Source organism: Jeotgalibacillus sp. 10bf12, assembly GCF_055597105.1.
The window spans coordinates 2,446,875-2,461,833 of sequence record NZ_CP200276.1; the positions used below are offsets into that span (position 1 = coordinate 2,446,875).

18 protein-coding genes and 1 riboswitch are annotated in these 14,959 nt (G+C 40.8%); of the genes, 11 read left to right on the forward strand and 7 right to left on the reverse strand.

Annotated features, from left to right (window positions below; translation table 11 throughout):
• The first annotated feature begins 15 nt into the window (after positions 1–15).
• Positions 16–1,449 (forward strand): alanine/glycine:cation symporter family protein, encoded by a 1,434-nt coding sequence (locus DH10bf12_RS12665; RefSeq protein WP_471735632.1) that lies wholly within the window; start codon positions 16–18, stop codon positions 1,447–1,449.
• Positions 1,450–1,498: 49 nt separating this feature from the next.
• Here the strand turns inward: DH10bf12_RS12665 and DH10bf12_RS12670 are convergent, their stop codons facing one another.
• A complete protein-coding gene (locus DH10bf12_RS12670; protein ID WP_471735633.1) occupies positions 1,499–1,726 on the reverse strand; it encodes a hypothetical protein in 228 nt (75 codons plus the stop codon).
• A 68-nt stretch (positions 1,727–1,794) separates the two neighbouring features.
• Here DH10bf12_RS12670 and DH10bf12_RS12675 point away from each other — a divergent pair, with 68 nt between their 5' ends.
• The 4 genes from DH10bf12_RS12675 (at position 1,795) to DH10bf12_RS12690 (ending at position 6,270) form a co-directional block, all read left to right on the forward strand.
• Positions 1,795–2,637, forward strand: a complete 843-nt coding sequence (locus DH10bf12_RS12675; RefSeq protein ID WP_471735634.1) for a gamma-glutamylcyclotransferase — start codon at positions 1,795–1,797, stop codon at positions 2,635–2,637.
• A 316-nt stretch (positions 2,638–2,953) separates the two neighbouring features.
• Positions 2,954–3,793, forward strand: coding sequence for a pyrroline-5-carboxylate reductase (proC, locus tag DH10bf12_RS12680; protein ID WP_471735635.1), 840 nt, complete (start codon positions 2,954–2,956; stop codon positions 3,791–3,793).
• A 35-nt stretch (positions 3,794–3,828) separates the two neighbouring features.
• On the forward strand, positions 3,829–4,950 hold the full coding sequence (proB, locus tag DH10bf12_RS12685; protein ID WP_471735636.1) for a glutamate 5-kinase: 1,122 nt from the start codon (positions 3,829–3,831) through the stop codon (positions 4,948–4,950).
• A gap of 60 nt (positions 4,951–5,010) precedes the next feature.
• Positions 5,011–6,270, forward strand: coding sequence for a glutamate-5-semialdehyde dehydrogenase (locus tag DH10bf12_RS12690; RefSeq protein WP_471735637.1), 1,260 nt, complete (start codon positions 5,011–5,013; stop codon positions 6,268–6,270).
• Between the two features lie 27 nt (positions 6,271–6,297).
• On the opposite strand, the gene DH10bf12_RS12695 is transcribed toward DH10bf12_RS12690, so the two are convergent.
• From DH10bf12_RS12695 to DH10bf12_RS12710, 4 genes are all read right to left on the reverse strand, one after another.
• Entirely contained in the window at positions 6,298–7,767 is a 1,470-nt protein-coding gene (locus DH10bf12_RS12695; RefSeq protein ID WP_471735638.1) for a dihydrolipoyl dehydrogenase family protein, read from the reverse strand.
• Positions 7,767–8,147: a DUF1499 domain-containing protein gene (locus DH10bf12_RS12700; RefSeq protein WP_471735639.1), complete on the reverse strand. Its 381-nt coding sequence runs from the start codon at positions 8,145–8,147 to the stop codon at positions 7,767–7,769. Before DH10bf12_RS12700 ends, DH10bf12_RS12695 begins: the two co-directional genes overlap by 1 nt.
• A gap of 13 nt (positions 8,148–8,160) precedes the next feature.
• Positions 8,161–8,562 (reverse strand): hypothetical protein, encoded by a 402-nt coding sequence (locus DH10bf12_RS12705; protein ID WP_471735640.1) that lies wholly within the window; start codon positions 8,560–8,562, stop codon positions 8,161–8,163.
• A 90-nt stretch (positions 8,563–8,652) separates the two neighbouring features.
• Positions 8,653–8,973 carry a hypothetical protein gene (locus DH10bf12_RS12710; protein WP_471735641.1) on the reverse strand — a complete coding sequence of 107 codons (321 nt, stop codon included), beginning with the start codon at positions 8,971–8,973 and terminating at the stop codon, positions 8,653–8,655.
• Positions 8,974–9,196: 223 nt separating this feature from the next.
• On the opposite strand from DH10bf12_RS12710, the gene DH10bf12_RS12715 reads away from it, so the two are divergent.
• The 4 genes from DH10bf12_RS12715 (at position 9,197) to DH10bf12_RS12730 (ending at position 13,426) form a co-directional block, all read left to right on the forward strand.
• On the forward strand, positions 9,197–10,495 hold the full coding sequence (locus tag DH10bf12_RS12715) for a homoserine dehydrogenase (protein ID WP_471735642.1): 1,299 nt from the start codon (positions 9,197–9,199) through the stop codon (positions 10,493–10,495).
• Positions 10,495–11,556 (forward strand): threonine synthase, encoded by a 1,062-nt coding sequence (gene thrC / locus DH10bf12_RS12720; RefSeq protein ID WP_471735643.1) that lies wholly within the window; start codon positions 10,495–10,497, stop codon positions 11,554–11,556. The genes DH10bf12_RS12715 and thrC overlap by 1 nt, the downstream gene beginning before the upstream one ends.
• Positions 11,553–12,470 (forward strand): homoserine kinase, encoded by a 918-nt coding sequence (thrB, locus tag DH10bf12_RS12725; protein ID WP_471735644.1) that lies wholly within the window; start codon positions 11,553–11,555, stop codon positions 12,468–12,470. Before thrC ends, thrB begins: the two co-directional genes overlap by 4 nt.
• A gap of 86 nt (positions 12,471–12,556) precedes the next feature.
• On the forward strand, positions 12,557–13,426 hold the full coding sequence (locus DH10bf12_RS12730) for an SDR family oxidoreductase (protein ID WP_471735645.1): 870 nt from the start codon (positions 12,557–12,559) through the stop codon (positions 13,424–13,426).
• Positions 13,427–13,481: 55 nt separating this feature from the next.
• Here DH10bf12_RS12730 and DH10bf12_RS12735 read toward each other — a convergent pair whose 3' ends face one another.
• Both DH10bf12_RS12735 and DH10bf12_RS12740 read right to left on the reverse strand, forming a co-directional pair.
• Complete coding sequence (locus tag DH10bf12_RS12735) at positions 13,482–13,643, reverse strand: hypothetical protein (protein WP_471735646.1); 162 nt, start codon at positions 13,641–13,643, stop codon at positions 13,482–13,484.
• A 93-nt stretch (positions 13,644–13,736) separates the two neighbouring features.
• The gene (locus DH10bf12_RS12740) at positions 13,737–13,934 is read right to left on the reverse strand and encodes a hypothetical protein (RefSeq protein WP_471735647.1); all 198 of its coding nucleotides are present in this window, start codon (positions 13,932–13,934) and stop codon (positions 13,737–13,739) included.
• A 149-nt stretch (positions 13,935–14,083) separates the two neighbouring features.
• On the opposite strand from DH10bf12_RS12740, the gene DH10bf12_RS12745 reads away from it, so the two are divergent.
• Together DH10bf12_RS12745 and DH10bf12_RS12750 are read left to right on the forward strand one after the other, a co-directional pair.
• Entirely contained in the window at positions 14,084–14,383 is a 300-nt protein-coding gene (locus DH10bf12_RS12745; RefSeq protein ID WP_471735648.1) for a hypothetical protein, read from the forward strand.
• A 183-nt stretch (positions 14,384–14,566) separates the two neighbouring features.
• Positions 14,567–14,767, forward strand: a complete 201-nt coding sequence (locus DH10bf12_RS12750; protein ID WP_039813488.1) for a cold-inducible protein YdjO-related protein — start codon at positions 14,567–14,569, stop codon at positions 14,765–14,767.
• A 72-nt stretch (positions 14,768–14,839) separates the two neighbouring features.
• Positions 14,840–14,884: riboswitch (PreQ1 riboswitch) on the forward strand.
• The last annotated feature ends 75 nt before the right edge of the window (positions 14,885–14,959 follow it).

Sequence of the window (14,959 nt, forward strand, 5' to 3'; positions counted from 1 at the left end):
AAAGGGGGATTTGTTTTGATTACGTTACAATTTGTATCATTTATTAATGATGCAGCCACAACAATAAACGGATTTTTGTGGGATTACATATTAATTGTTGTGTTAATTGGCTGCGGTTTATATTTTACAATCAGAGGTCGTTTCCTTCAGTTCACTTCATTTGGAGATATGCTTAAGCTTTTAACTGAAAAAACAACGATTTCCTCTAAAGGCCGAAGAGGGATTTCTTCCTTTAAGGCTTTTACGATTTCAACTGCATCACGTGTTGGGACAGGTAACCTTGCAGGTGTGGCTACAGCAATTGCGTTAGGGGGACCGGGAGCGGTCTTCTGGATGTGGGTTATTGCACTTGTCGGTTCTGCTACAGCATTTGTGGAGTCAACCCTTGCGCAGGTGTATAAAGTTGATGACGATAAGGACGGGTTCCGCGGGGGACCGGCTTATTATATGGAAAAAGGATTGAATGCAAGATGGCTTGGCATTATTTTTGCTATTATTATTTCAATTACATTCGGTCTAGTTTTTAACTCAGTTCAATCCAATACAATTTCTCTTGCTCTCGAAGGCTCATTTGGATGGGATCGTCAAATTGTCGGAATGGTGCTTGTTGTATTAACAGCAATTGTAATCTTTGGTGGAGTTAAGCGAATTGCAGCTGTTACAAGTATTGTTGTACCGATTATGGCCATTTTGTACCTCCTGCTTGCTTTGTTCGTGTTATTTACAAACCTTGACCTTGTTTTCCCAATGTTCCAGATTATTTTCAGTAACGCGTTTGGTTTTACTGAAGTCGTATCAGGAGGTATTGGTGCAGCAATTTTAAACGGGGTTAAAAGAGGACTCTTCTCAAATGAAGCCGGTATGGGTAGTGCACCGAACGCGGCAGCAACTGCCGGTGTAACACATCCGGCTAAACAGGGACTTATTCAGGCACTGGGTGTATTTGTAGATACAATCATTATTTGTACAGCCACAGCCCTTATTATCATTATGTCTAATGAGTACCTAAATGGCAGTGACGGCATTCAGCTGACTCAGGATGCATTGACATATCATGTGGGAGAGTGGGCTGCTGCCTTTATTAGTGTAGCGATCTTCCTGTTTGCTTTCAGTTCAATTGTTGGTAACTACTACTATGGTGAAACGAATATAGAATTTATAAAAAATAATATGCTTTATGTAAACATCTACAGGTTTATTGTTGTCGGAATGGTGTATTTTGGAGCGGTTCAGGAGTTTGGCGTTGTATGGAACCTGGCAGACGTATCAATGGGTACTATGGCGCTGATTAACCTGATTGCCATTTCACTGATGGCACCACTCGCATTCAAAGTGCTTCAGGATTATAAGCGTCAGAAAAAGCAGGGAATCGATCCTGTGTTCTACACGAGCAATATCCCGAACCTTAAAAATACGGATTGCTGGGATGAAGGACCTGAAAAAGAATAATAAAAAGCGTGCCTGCGGGCACGCTTTTTTAGTTGCTGCACTTGCAATTTTATTTGTGATTCTTTATCGTAAACTCATCAGCAAGTGCTTCATTCACTGATTTTTCGATTGAAATAAGATCTTCTTTATTGACTACTGTATCGAGATGACTCCAGTCGACAAACCGGACAAAATACTTTTTACGGATTCTGGACAAGTGCACAACTGAATGTGGAAATTCTTTAAAATAAGCTCTTACTCTTCCACGACCTGCATAACTCCATCTGATCAGATTCATTTTTATCACCAAAAACAGTTTATCACGAACAAGTGTACGAATAAAGATAAAGTTAAGGAGAAGATGATATGAGTGAATTATTTTTTGTATATGGAACATTAAGAAAACACGGGAGCAGGGATTCAATCCTTGATCAGGAGAAGCTTATTGCTTCTCAGGCATGGGTTAACGGCAAACTTTATCTAGCAGACCATCTGGACCCGATACTAAAGACTGACGAAAATGATAGAGCTTATGGTGAGCTATATGAGGTGTCTGCTGATCGAAGTGAGGAATTAAAGGAAATGCTGTCTTTAAACGGAAAACTTGCAAGGGTCACATTATATACAGATCACCTTGGTGAGCAGGAGGCATTTACTCAAACATCAAGCCCTGGAGCTGAGTTAGTTGAACATATAAGATTTAATGACTGGTTGATTCATATGGAAATGGATCGTCCTATTCAATATTATTTCGCCTATGGGTCCTGTATGGATGATGAGCGCTTTAAACTTGCAAAAGTGGATCATCTCTTTTTAAATAAAATCGGTGGCGGGACACTGGACCGTATGGAAATGAATTATTCGTTAAGTGTACATGATGGTGGAAGGGCGAATATTGTAGAAACAGGCGGCCGTGGAGAAGGTGTGCTTTATAAGGTAAATCAAAAAGGCGTAGAATACCTGTTTGAACGTGAAGGTGTTGATAGCGGGATGTATAGACCAGCTATGGTGGATGTAACAGTAGATGGTATTCATTACACCAAATGTATCACTTTTATTGTGATTGATCCGAAAGAGGAATTGGCACCTCCAGTTCATTACGCTACTGAAATTATCAGAGGATCCCGTGGTGTCGTGAGTGATGAATATCACCAGAAGCTTGTTAAAGACCTGATGGATAAATTCAATTTGGAAGTTAAATTTGATTAAATGAAATTATTGCCCTGACAGATCATCCTGTCAGGGCTTTTTTGATTATTTAAATAGGATATAAGTTTTTACTCGAACATAAATATCCCGATATATTGTGATCTGATACGCTGAGAAGCCGTAATACGGAATCAGGTGAAATCTCACCCCTTTGATAGCGCTTTCACTCCACTTAACTGTCTCTAACTCATTACTTTCAGTTTTTCCCTTGCGTGTGTATCCCTACGTGTTACGATAATACTCGTGATTAAAACAGCGAACAAAAAAGCGAACAATACATTTGAAAATAGCAATGAAAACAAAGGAGATGGGCAATATGGCTAATGATTTAAGAGTTGCATTTATTGGAGCAGGAAATATGGCAGAGGCAATGATTTCAGGGATTGTAAAAACTGGAACGCTTGAGCCCCGTCAAGTCACTGTGACAAACAGAAGCAATGCTGACAGATTACTTGAACTTCATAATGAATATGGCATACAGGGAATCATGAGAGATAAATTACAGCTGTCTTCTTATGATGTCATCTTCCTGGCTATGAAACCGAAAGATGCTGAAACCTCATTATTATCAATTAAAGATCATATCAGACCGGATCAGGTGGTTATGAGCGTATTAGCAGGTATTTCTACAGAGTTTATGGAAGAACATCTGAATGAAGGTCAACAGGTAATCCGCGTTATGCCTAACACGTCTAGTATGCTGAGAGAATCCGCTACAGCGATCTCACCAGGACAGAACGTAACTATGAAGAACGTAAAGCTTGCTAAAAGCCTTCTTTCTTCCATTGGAGAGGTATACGTGATTGAAGAAAATCAAATGGATCTATTCACCGGGATCGCCGGAAGCGGACCTGCATACTTCTATTATCTGATGGAGCATATTGAAAAAACTGCTCAGGAAAATGGAATGGACGTTCAGCAGGCACGTGAAATTGGCGCACAGACAATTCTTGGTGCTGCAAAAATGATGATTGAACGAGAAGAAACACCTACTGAACTGAGACAAAATGTAACATCGCCAAACGGTACAACAGCTGCAGGACTTGACGCACTGAATGAAAATGGTGGCGGAACAGCGATTAAAGCAGCAATCGAAGGCGCAATGAACAGATCGAAAGAAATTACTGAGCAAATGGCTAAAGTAACAGTACAGTAAATATAGATATAAAACTTTAAATCAGGAGTGATAGCATGACATCGGATAATCAAAAAAGAGTCGTAATTAAAATTGGAAGCAGTTCTTTAACAAGTTCATCAGGAGATATCAGCCGGAGAAAGATTCAGCGTATTACAGATCAGGTAGCAGAGTTAAAGGATGACGGACATGAAGTCGTATTAGTATCTTCTGGAGCAGTTGCTGCAGGGTATAGAACACTGGGCTTTGTCAATCGTCCATCATCACTGCCGGAAAAACAGGCAGCAGCAGCTATTGGTCAGGGGCGTTTAATTGAAACTTACTCTGAATTATTTACTTCTCATGGATATGCTGCTTCTCAGATTCTGATTACACGCAGCGATTTCTCCGATGAAACACGCTATAACAATGTAAGGAATACAATTAATGTTCTACTCGAACGCGGAATTGTCCCAATCGTTAATGAAAATGACACAGTAACAACAGACCGCTTAAGATTTGGTGATAACGATACATTATCTGCAAAAGTAGCGGGTCTCGTTGACTCTGATCAGTTAGTCATTCTATCAGATATCGATGGACTTTATAATGATGATCCTAGAAAGAATCCTGATGCTGAATTGCTGAAAGAGGTAACTGAGATCACACCGCAGATAGAGGATATGGCCGGAGAACCTGGTTCTGCAGTCGGTACTGGCGGTATGAGATCTAAAATTGATGCATTCAAAATTTCAATGGCATCAGGTATCCCATCATTCTTAGGAAAAGCCGGTGTGAAAAATATTATAGTCGAAGCTGTAAATGAAACTGCGCGAGGCACTTACTTTGATATTGAGAAAATCGATTTGAACCTTGACCGTAAACGCCAATGGATCGCATTTAACTCCGGTCCTGAAGGAGAGATTCTGATTGATCAGAATGCGAAGAATGTGATCGTAAACGATAAAGGTAACTTGCAGCCAAGTCATATTTATCAGATTAACGGCTACTTTAAAAAAGGCAGTGTCGTACGTATTCTTGACACTGACAACAATAAACTGGGTCTTGGAGTAGTGAATTATTCTTCTAAAGACCTTGAAGAGTTCCAGTTAAATCAGCAGGATCAGCATGACGAGGTCGCTATGAACAGTGATTCTTTTGTATGTGAACTTGATATAGCAATCCCGCTTGGCGTCTAATGAACAAGTAAAATGAAAGATCATTTGACAAAAAACCAAAATCTCACAAGGAGTGGTTTGATGACTACAATGACAAAAGTAAACGTAAAAGAGCAGGCAAAATTAGCACAGAAAGCTTCAAAGGAACTTGGACTGCTATCAACAGAAGTTAAAAATAAAGCATTAATGACTATTGCTGATCATTTAGAGGAAAATACAGCACTTATTCTTGAAGCAAATGAAATAGATCTTTCAAATGGACGTGAAGCCGGATATGATGCAGCCTATATGGATCGTCTTGCACTGGATATTGATCGTGTAAAGGACTTTGCAGACGGACTGCGCCAGGTAGCCGGGCTTGAAGATCCTTCAGGAGAAGTGACTGATGAGTGGACGCTTGATAATGGACTTAACGTTCAGACAATTCGAGTACCGCTTGGCGTGATTGGTATGATCTATGAAGCACGTCCTAATGTAACAGCAGACGCAACAGGTCTTGCACTCAAGTCAGGTAATGCGATTGTACTAAAAGGCGGATCTTCTGCGATTAACTCAAACAGACAGATCGTCAGTGTAATGAAAAAAGCACTTGAAGAAACAGAAATTTCTTCAGACGCAGTTCAGTTTATTGACAGTACAGACCGTCAGGCGACTGAAGAATTATTTACAATGAAAGATCATATTGATGTATTAATACCACGTGGCGGAGGTAAATTGATCTCTGCTGTTGTCAATAACGCAACTGTACCGGTTCTGGAAACAGGAGTAGGGAACTGCCACATCTATATCGATAAAGATGCAGATGCCAAAAAAGCATTCGCCATTCTTGTAAATGCAAAAACAGATCGTCCTGCAGTATGTAATGCAGCAGAGACTGTTATTGTTCATGAAGCATTCCTGAATGCGCATAAAGATGAATTAATCCAGACATTAAAAGAAAATCAGATTAGTGTATACGGTGACGATGCAGCATGTGACGTAGTACCAGGTGCACAAAAAGCTGAAGAAGATCATTGGGCTAATGAATTTTTGAGCCTTGATATCGCAATGAAGGTAGTATCTGATGTTGATGAAGCAATTACTCATATCGATAATTATGGAACAAAGCATTCAGAAGCAATCGTGACTCAAAATGAAGAAACTGCAAAACGGTTTAAAGGTATGGTAGATGCAGCAGCTATTTACCAGAATGCTTCAACTCGCTTTACTGATGGCAGTGCGTTAGGTTTTGGTGCTGAAATCGGTATTTCAACACAGAAACTGCATGCTCGTGGACCAATGGGGCTGCCTGCACTGACTACAATTAAATATGTAATGACTGGAGACGGTCAGATCCGATAAAAAAAAGCAGCCATATGGCTGCTTTTTTTATGATTCAGGCTGTTCTTCAGGTGGTGTCTGACCACCGGACAGTCTAAATTTCAGATCAAAGAATTTCTTAGTCAGCTTTGGAAGAGGACCATCAAACAGTTTTTCTCTCCAGAACATATCTGCAGCTTTTTGAACTGCACCAGCTTTTACAGGGTAAGTATAAACCATTCTGGATAAAGTACCGATCTTCATTTTATTTTTCTTGGCATAAACCGCTAGCTGCATCCATTCGCCTGCATCTGCACCCGCAGCGTGAGCACCGAGTATATAGCCTTTTTTATCAGTAATAAATTTCACGAAGCCTCTCGTTTCATGAGCTGTTATAAAACGGTCCACTTCATTGAGATGAGCTCTGAAAACTTTGAAATCAACCTTTTTCTCTTCCGCTTCCTGTTCAGTCATACCCAGGTGAAATACTTCTGGTACAGTGAATGTAACCCATGGTGTATTGCTATGGTCAAGAGAGTTACGAAGACCAAACAATACATTAGATACAATTGTTTTTGCCTCTTCACCTGCAGCGTGAGTAAAAGGCAGTGTATTGACTGTATCACCAACTGCAAATATATGAGGTCTGGAGGTTCTGAAGGTTGAATCTGTGTGAATAAATCCTTTTACTTTTTCAACACCGGCTTGTTCAAGCTTCAAGGAGTCAATTGCGGGCTTTCTGCCGGCAGCAACTAAGATTACGTCAAATTCTTCAGTTGTCTGCTGACCTTTTTGCTCGACTGTTAATGTAGATTTTTCATTTTCATAAGCTGCCTTAACAACTTTCGCGTTTAATCTGATATTTAATTCCTTACTGATCTCATTTTCCATAAATCGAGTAATATCACGGTCTTCTTTAGAGAAAAGCTGATTCGCACCTTCAAAGACTGTCACATCAGATCCAAGTCTTGAAAAAGCCTGTGCCATCTCAAGTCCAACTGTTCCGCCACCAATTACGCCCAGTTTAGCGGGAAGGGAAGGGAGGTCGAAAATGGATTCATTCGTCACATAAGGAATTGTTTCAATCCCGTCAATTGGTGGGATAACCGGCTTGGAACCTGTAGCAATCACAACTTTTTCAGCATAGATTGAAGTGCCGTCAGCAACTTTTATGATGTGATCTGATTCAAATGAAGCTTCACCAAAATATACGTCTGCTCCGAGATCAGTGAATCTGTCAGTGCTGTCATGAGACTGAATGGTGTTTCTTGCTTCGTTAATTCTTTCTTTAACTTTTTCAAAGCTCATTTCACCATTAATCGTTAACCCAAGAAATTCTGCAGCTTTATGCATATCATGTGACATGTTTGCTGTCTTAATCAGTGCTTTGGATGGAACACAGCCAAAGTGAAGACAATCACCTCCGAGTGAATCCCTTTTTTCTATTAATGCAACTTTTGCGCCAAGCGATGCCATGCCTGAAGCGGCTGTCATGCCAGCTGAACCTCCGCCGATAATTACTACCTGATAACGTTCCATTAAATCTCCTCCATATATAATTCACGAATCGTTTCCATCCGTTTTTTATTTACACCAAAATCTGAGTGTCCAACGCGTGATGCTGATCTGTAATGGATGACCTGTTCCTCATCTGAAAATAGAAAGTCGATGTCATCTTTAAATTTAAAGAAAGAAGAAGTCTCAATTGCATAAATCATCGATTCATTTTCATTTTTAATGACAACTTTATCCCTGGATTCCAATATGGACTTTAGCCGCTTTTTTGACTCTTCTTTAGACCCTCTGTAAGGAAGGGGATCAAGCTTCTTTTTCGGATCATCCGTCTGTGTGGATACATTGTTAGGTTTGTCTTCAAGCGGCAGCAGTTTGCCATTTTTTAAACGGTCATTTAAATTCATTGTGGTCACTCCTTCAAAAATTGGGTTCTCCCAGAAAGAAATATCCTCTCTGGTGTACGATAGGCAGATCATATAATGAAAAGGCTGCACCTGTCAGCTGCTTCGGGATAAAAAAGTGAAGAGTTTCTTTTTTACCTTCACTGGTTATCGTAAATGAATAAGTCAGATCCCCGATAAAGCCTCGTTTAGGTACATGCTCTATTTCCACAACATAGTGGGGCTTTAACTCACCAAGCTCTCTTGTTTCTTCAGCTGAGACTGGGTGGTGATAGGCTTTAATGTGCCCCGAAACTGTATAAGTAAGCTGATCAATTACAGTATCAGACTGGTTTATAAAGCATACGCTGTAATGATAGCCTTCAAATTCGTTAGGCCTTGTATCAAGTACAGCCAAAAACCATGGTTGATCGATCATATTTGCTCCTCCTATACTCGTTACTATCTAACCTGCTATACCCTATTGAGAATAAACAAAAACAGCACATAAAGATATGTGCTGTTTTTGTCATGATAAATATTCATAATACGTGACAAAAATTGCTGCCAGTGAAAAAGCGGTGTATGCAATACTCGTGCCTTCGATCAGTCTTGGATAGAGGATAGTTTTCCTCTCTCCATACTGTACGGTGGTCAGAGAAGATTCAACAGGCTGGCGATTCGCTTTCGCATAGTTACTTGGGGAAGTAAAAAAGCGTATTGCGACAACACTTGCAATACCTGCGAAAAATGACACTTCAATAAATCCGGCATTTAAGATCAGCATTAACAGCACATTTAATAAAATAATTGCAAATGCTGTACCTGCTAAATTTAATAATTTTATCAACACTTTCACTCCTAGAAGAATCTATTATCAGTTTCTCACAATTTGAGGGTCCCTTCCACAGAAAAATAGTAGAAGATTTCATTTGTAAGCGTTTGCTTTCTGAATTTGTGAAAAACTTCTTATGAATGGGTTGTCACGCTGTATTCACAGGGCTATAATTGTCCGTATATCAAAAACATATGTATGCTCAAAAAGAACAAAGTAGTGAAAGCAGGTGCGTATGATGGAAAAGCAAATAAATGTAGGAATGTTAGGGTTTGGAACAGTCGGCAGTGGTGTGGCAACCATTATCAGGGAAAATGAAAAACAGCTTTCCCAAAAACTTGGTGCCAATGTAAAAATAAAAAAGATCGCTGTGAGAAATATTGAAAAAGCCCGCAGTGCAGATATTAATGGCAGTGAACTAACAACTGATATAAATGAAGTAATTCAGGATGATTCCATTCAGGTGATCGTCGAAGTCATGGGCGGAATTGACGAAGCCCACCAGGCAATTGAAAAAGCACTTAAAGCAAGTAAAGCAGTCATAACTGCCAATAAAGACTTAATGGCTTTACACGGTCATACGTTACTAAAGCTTGCTGAAGAACACCAGGCGGATCTTTACTACGAGGCAAGTGTAGCGGGTGGTATCCCGATTATCAGAACGCTTGAAGACGGGTTGGCATCCGACCGGATTTCAACGATTATGGGGATTGTGAACGGAACGACAAACTATATACTTACGAAAATGAAAGAAGAAGGCTGGAGCTATGAGTACGCATTAAAAGAAGCTCAGGCATTAGGCTTTGCTGAAAGTGATCCGACATCTGATGTTGAAGGACTCGATGCAGCCAGAAAAATGGCGATTCTAGCAACACTAGCTTTTTCAATGGAAGTTTATCTCGATGATGTGGAAGTAACGGGCATGACAAAGATCACAGCTGAAGATATGGCGCTCGCTGAACAGTTTGGTTACAGTGTTAAAATGCTCGGCTTTGCTGAAAAGGATGAGGATGGGGTAGATGTTGCTGTCGAACCTGTGTTCTTGAAGTCTTCACATCCGCTTGCAGCTGTAAGAAACGAATATAATGCAGTTTATGTGTATGGCGATGCAGTAGGTGAGACAATGTTTTACGGTCCTGGAGCGGGTTCAATGCCTACAGCAACTTCAGTAGTATCAGACGTCATCGCAGCTTGCAGAAACCTGCTGCTGGGTGTTGCAGGAGCAAGACACATCGATTATGTGAACGATCGTCAAATCAAGAAAGAAGATCAGCAGCATGCCCAGTTTTTCCACAGACTGCTTGTGAAGGATAAGATCGGCGTATTTTCTGCGTTGACTGATATCTATGGAAAATATGAAGCAAGCTTAAGCTCTATTATTCAGCGCCCTGGTGATAAGGAAGGAGAAGCTGAAGTCATCCTAATCACTCACCCAGTATCGAGAAAAAATCACCATAAAATCATTGAGGACTTAAATCATTCTGAAGTTGTAAAATCAATCATTAGTCAGTATAGAGTCGAAGGGGGCAGCCGCTAATGCGATGGAAGGGTTTAGTCGAACAGTATAAAGAATGGCTCCCGGTTACAGAAGAGACGCCTTTACTCAGTTTAAATGAAGGCAATACACCCTTGATTCATTTAGAAAATCTTTCTGAGGAATGGGGCATATCCCTTTACGTTAAAACTGAAGGCGCTAATCCAACAGGTTCATTTAAAGACCGGGGAATGGTCATGGCTGTAGCAAAAGCAAAGGAAGAAGGAAGTAAAGCCATTATCTGCGCGTCTACAGGTAATACGTCAGCTGCAGCAGCAGCTTATGGAGCAAGAGCAGGCTTACGTACAATTGTCGTGATCCCCGAAGGTAAAATCGCGTTGGGTAAGCTTGCGCAGGCCAGGATGTACGGTGCAGAGATCATTTCAATTGAAGGTAATTTTGATGAGGCATTAAACCTGGTTAGAAAAATCAGTGAGGAAGAGGATATTACACTCGTGAACTCTGTAAATCCCTATCGTCTCGAAGGACAGAAAACAGCTGCACTTGAAGTGATTGATCAGCTTGGACAGGCACCTGATATTCTCGCTCTGCCGGTAGGAAATGCAGGGAATATTTCAGCTTACTGGAAAGGTTTTACTGAATATCATCAAAAGCATGGTGGAAAATTACCTAAGCTGCTTGGGGCTCAAGCCTCTGGAGCAGCACCGATCGTACATGGCAGAGTATTTGATCAGCCTGAAACAGTAGCTACAGCAATCCGTATTGGTCACCCGGCAAGCTGGGACCTTGCGCTCAATGCACTGAAGGAATCAAACGGTCACATCCTCGAAGTAACTGATGAGGAGATCCTTGAAGCTTATCAGCTGATTGCAAAGCGTGAAGGCGTATTTGCAGAGCCTGCTTCATGTGCACCGATTGCAGCAATTAAAAAACGCCTCGCTGCAGGTGAAATTGAAAAAGGTTCAACTGTCACTGCTGTATTAACAGGTAACGGGTTAAAGGATCCTGAAACAGCCATTAACGTTTCTGTTCTTGAGCCACTTATTATTAAGGCAGATATTGAAGCATTGAGAAGTGAATTAAAGGGGGAGGTGAAGCTGTGAGTTTCTCTCCTTTTACAGTAAAAACGCCTGCGTCCACAGCTAACCTTGGACCAGGCTTTGATTCAATCGGACTTGCACTCCCAATCTTTCAGACGATTTTTGTAGAGTCTGCTGAGTTATTAAACGTATCATATACTCAAAATGATTTTCAGCATTTACCGACAGATGAATCCAACCTGATCTTAAATACAATCGTGAAGATTGCAAGAGATGCTGGTAAGGAGTGTCCCGGTGCTTCGTTAACTGTCAGTTCGGATATCCCTTTATCCAAAGGTCTAGGCAGCAGTGCAGCGGCTATCGCGGCGGGCATTGTCATTGCAGACCGGCTGATGAACCTGCAATTAAGCACTGAGGAGCAGATTAAGGCAGCTTCAGCTATTGAAGGGCATCCTGATAACGTTTCAGCTTCTCTAGCGGGCGGCTTGACTGTTTCAAGATATGATGAAGAACTTACGAGTGTGTCACTACCTGCTGAAGGGTTCTCAGTTATTATCCTGGCGCCGGAGTCAGAACTTGAGACCAAGGAATCAAGAGGAGTGCTGCCAGATAAACTTGCTCATGCGGACGCTGTGCTGGCCAGTGCGGCAGCTAATGTCATGGTGGCTTCACTGATTACTGGTGATTTTAAAAAGGCTGGAAAGGTCATGATGAAGGATACTTTTCATGAGCCGTATAGAAAAGATTTTTTCCCGCAGCTTGAGGAGATCAAGAGGCAAGCATGTGAGTCTGGTGCTTTTGCTGTAACAATAAGCGGGGCAGGCCCGTGTATCTCTATTTTTGCTGAAGATGCAAAAGTATCATTTGTTTATGACCAGTTGAAAAATAAGTATACAGGTTACCAGTCAATAAAATTAAAACCTGTAAATCAGGGTACGTTATGTATAGAGCATCATTTAAACCGTCTGTCCGTCTGACAGGCGGTTTAATTTGTGTTTGCGGTTGGAGTGAATTGGATAATACATGTACTAGAGGTCAAAAACGTTTTTAAGGAGTGGGAAAAATGGAGTTTTCTAACGTGCAGAAAAATGGACAGCCCGGACAACATCAGGACAAGCAACCCGGAGAGTTGACAGCGATGAACCCTGAACCAATCCATGATGATAAAAGTTATAAAGGGAGCGGGAAGCTAAAAGGTAAGACCGCTCTCATTACAGGAGGCGACAGCGGAATTGGCAAGGCTGCAGCAATTGCTTATGCTAAAGAGGGAGCAAACCTTTCAATTGTTTATCTTGATGAACATGATGATGCCAAAAAGACGAAAGAAGAGGTACAGGCTTACGGGGCAAAGTGCCTGATTTTAAGTGGAGATGTTGGCAACGAAGAATTTTGCAAGCTTGCTGTCTCCAGTACTGTTAAAGAATTCGGCGGTCTTGATATTTTAGTCAATAATGCAGCTGAACAGCACCCGCAGGCATCAATTGAAGATATCACTGCCGTTCAGTTGGAAAAAACATTTAAAACGAATATTTTCTCGATGTTTCACCTTGTTAAAGCGTCCCTAAAGCACTTAAAAGAAGGAAGTGCGATCATTAATACAAGTTCAGTTACTGCTTATGCAGGAAATGAACAGTTAATCGATTACTCTTCAACAAAAGGAGCAATCACGAGTTTTACCAGGTCACTTGCTAAATCACTTACAGCTAAAAAAATAAGAGTGAATGCTGTTGCACCGGGGCCAATCTGGACGCCGTTAATACCTGCTACTTTTGACAGCGATCAGGTAGCTGAATTCGGAGCAGAAAACCCGCAGGAAAGACCTGGGCAACCTGCAGAGCTTGCACCAGCCTATGTGATGCTGGCTTCAAATGACAGTTCTTATATGACTGGGCAAACGATCCATATTAATGGTGGCACATTTGTATCAAATTAATCCATATAAAAATGAACAAATCCCCGGGCTGTAAAAGCCCGGGGATTTTTGAATATTAATATTCTTCGTCTACGAACTGCCAGCCATCTTCCCGATACTCAGATATCTCCTGAACTTCATCTTCACGCAATCCAGTGGAAAGCAGCTGTTCTGTTGGTACATCTGTTGCTTCCTCCGGCTGATAGTCCCTTAACAGTTCATCTCGGTTTCGCTTCATTGCTGAGCCACCTCCATGAAAAATGTAATTGGCAATTGGCTAGAGGAATTCTACACTTATAGTTTATCATATCTGAACAATTTCATACATCCGTCATTTTTCAGTGTCTAAAAGTCCTTCTGAAGAGGAATCAGATTGAGTCTGGCGCTTTTTCTTTTCATTTTTCTGATCAATCTTTTGATCCTCAACCGGTACCGGATCAGTATGCATCTCATCTTCATGACGATCCAGGATATTTTTTTTATCACTTTTAATACGGTCAGGTTGATCATGCTTTTTTTCGTTACCCATATTATCCCTCCTAACAGTTCTTACTATACCATTCCCTTGTTTTTACCATATGAATCATACTTAGTAGCAACTCCGAGTCAAATAAAAATGTTTTAAAAAAAGAGATAAAGGAAATAAGGATAATATGAATGAAAGAGGAGGGCTTTATAATGGGATTAAAGAGATTAGCAATATTAGGACTTGGTGCAGCTGGTGCTGCGTATTTTAAGAAAAAAGAAAACAGAGATAAGGCAAAGGTAGCTTTCGAAGATTCGAAAGCTAAGGTTAGCCAGATGGTTGATGATGCGAAAAAATCGTATGACAACTACAAAACTGGTGAGAAGACCACTGATTACTCACATGAAGATGACAAAATGATGTCAGAAGGTGCTCAGACATCTGTTCAATATTATAATGAGCTACAGGAAGACCAGGAGGGGAAACCACCCCGTCCGGGCACGCCGGAATAATGAATTGATCAAACAGCCGTATTTTCGGCTGTTTTTTCTTTTGCTTCAGTTCAAGCAAAAGATTTTAAAATAGTGTATAATAGTAAATGTATAATGATATACTGTAAGATAAAACATTACAAGATCCCTTTTTATCTCAAGCAGATAAAACCTGATTTTGTAACTTAAGGGGGACAATCAGTGATGTTTCAAAGAAAACCAACTGAAGAAATTCAAAAGGAACAGACAGACGTTTGGGAATGCTCAGCTGATGGATGTAATGTCTGGATGCGAGATAACTTCTCTGTAAAAGGACAGGAAAATCAGCAGTGTCCGATCTGTGGAAGCGATATGGTTAAAGGCAGCAGAAATATTGAAGTCGTACCTAACCCTCAAAATTTCTAAACATAATAGCCGCAGGCTCGCTTGCGGCTTCTAAGAGGTACGGACATGTGTTATAATAACAGGAAATGAATAGGTAAAGAGGTTCGCGACCATCCCTCTATAAAAAACTAGGCCAAAATGCAGGAAATACCTGCTTTTTTTAGTGAACTCGTGAACACTCTTACTTCTTTCATGGAGCTTATCATGAATAGG

What these genes read in the sequence shown, in the direction of transcription:
- DH10bf12_RS12690 (WP_471735637.1), top strand. Translation starts at nt 5,011, where the DNA reads ATGACTACAATGACAAAAGTAAACGTAAAAGAGCAGGCAAAATTAGCA.
- DH10bf12_RS12675 (WP_471735634.1), top strand. Translation starts at nt 1,795, where the DNA reads ATGAGTGAATTATTTTTTGTATATGGAACATTAAGAAAACACGGGAGC.
- DH10bf12_RS12750 (WP_039813488.1), top strand. Translation starts at nt 14,567, where the DNA reads ATGTTTCAAAGAAAACCAACTGAAGAAATTCAAAAGGAACAGACAGAC.
- DH10bf12_RS12740 (WP_471735647.1), bottom strand. Translation starts at nt 13,934, where the DNA reads ATGGGTAACGAAAAAAAGCATGATCAACCTGACCGTATTAAAAGTGAT.
- proB (WP_471735636.1), top strand. Translation starts at nt 3,829, where the DNA reads ATGACATCGGATAATCAAAAAAGAGTCGTAATTAAAATTGGAAGCAGT.
- DH10bf12_RS12715 (WP_471735642.1), top strand. Translation starts at nt 9,197, where the DNA reads ATGGAAAAGCAAATAAATGTAGGAATGTTAGGGTTTGGAACAGTCGGC.
- DH10bf12_RS12705 (WP_471735640.1), bottom strand. Translation starts at nt 8,562, where the DNA reads ATGATCGATCAACCATGGTTTTTGGCTGTACTTGATACAAGGCCTAAC.
- proC (WP_471735635.1), top strand. Translation starts at nt 2,954, where the DNA reads ATGGCTAATGATTTAAGAGTTGCATTTATTGGAGCAGGAAATATGGCA.
- DH10bf12_RS12695 (WP_471735638.1), bottom strand. Translation starts at nt 7,767, where the DNA reads ATGGAACGTTATCAGGTAGTAATTATCGGCGGAGGTTCAGCTGGCATG.
- DH10bf12_RS12745 (WP_471735648.1), top strand. Translation starts at nt 14,084, where the DNA reads ATGGGATTAAAGAGATTAGCAATATTAGGACTTGGTGCAGCTGGTGCT.
- DH10bf12_RS12730 (WP_471735645.1), top strand. Translation starts at nt 12,557, where the DNA reads ATGGAGTTTTCTAACGTGCAGAAAAATGGACAGCCCGGACAACATCAG.
- thrC (WP_471735643.1), top strand. Translation starts at nt 10,495, where the DNA reads ATGCGATGGAAGGGTTTAGTCGAACAGTATAAAGAATGGCTCCCGGTT.
- DH10bf12_RS12670 (WP_471735633.1), bottom strand. Translation starts at nt 1,726, where the DNA reads ATGAATCTGATCAGATGGAGTTATGCAGGTCGTGGAAGAGTAAGAGCT.
- DH10bf12_RS12700 (WP_471735639.1), bottom strand. Translation starts at nt 8,147, where the DNA reads ATGAATTTAAATGACCGTTTAAAAAATGGCAAACTGCTGCCGCTTGAA.
- DH10bf12_RS12735 (WP_471735646.1), bottom strand. Translation starts at nt 13,643, where the DNA reads ATGAAGCGAAACCGAGATGAACTGTTAAGGGACTATCAGCCGGAGGAA.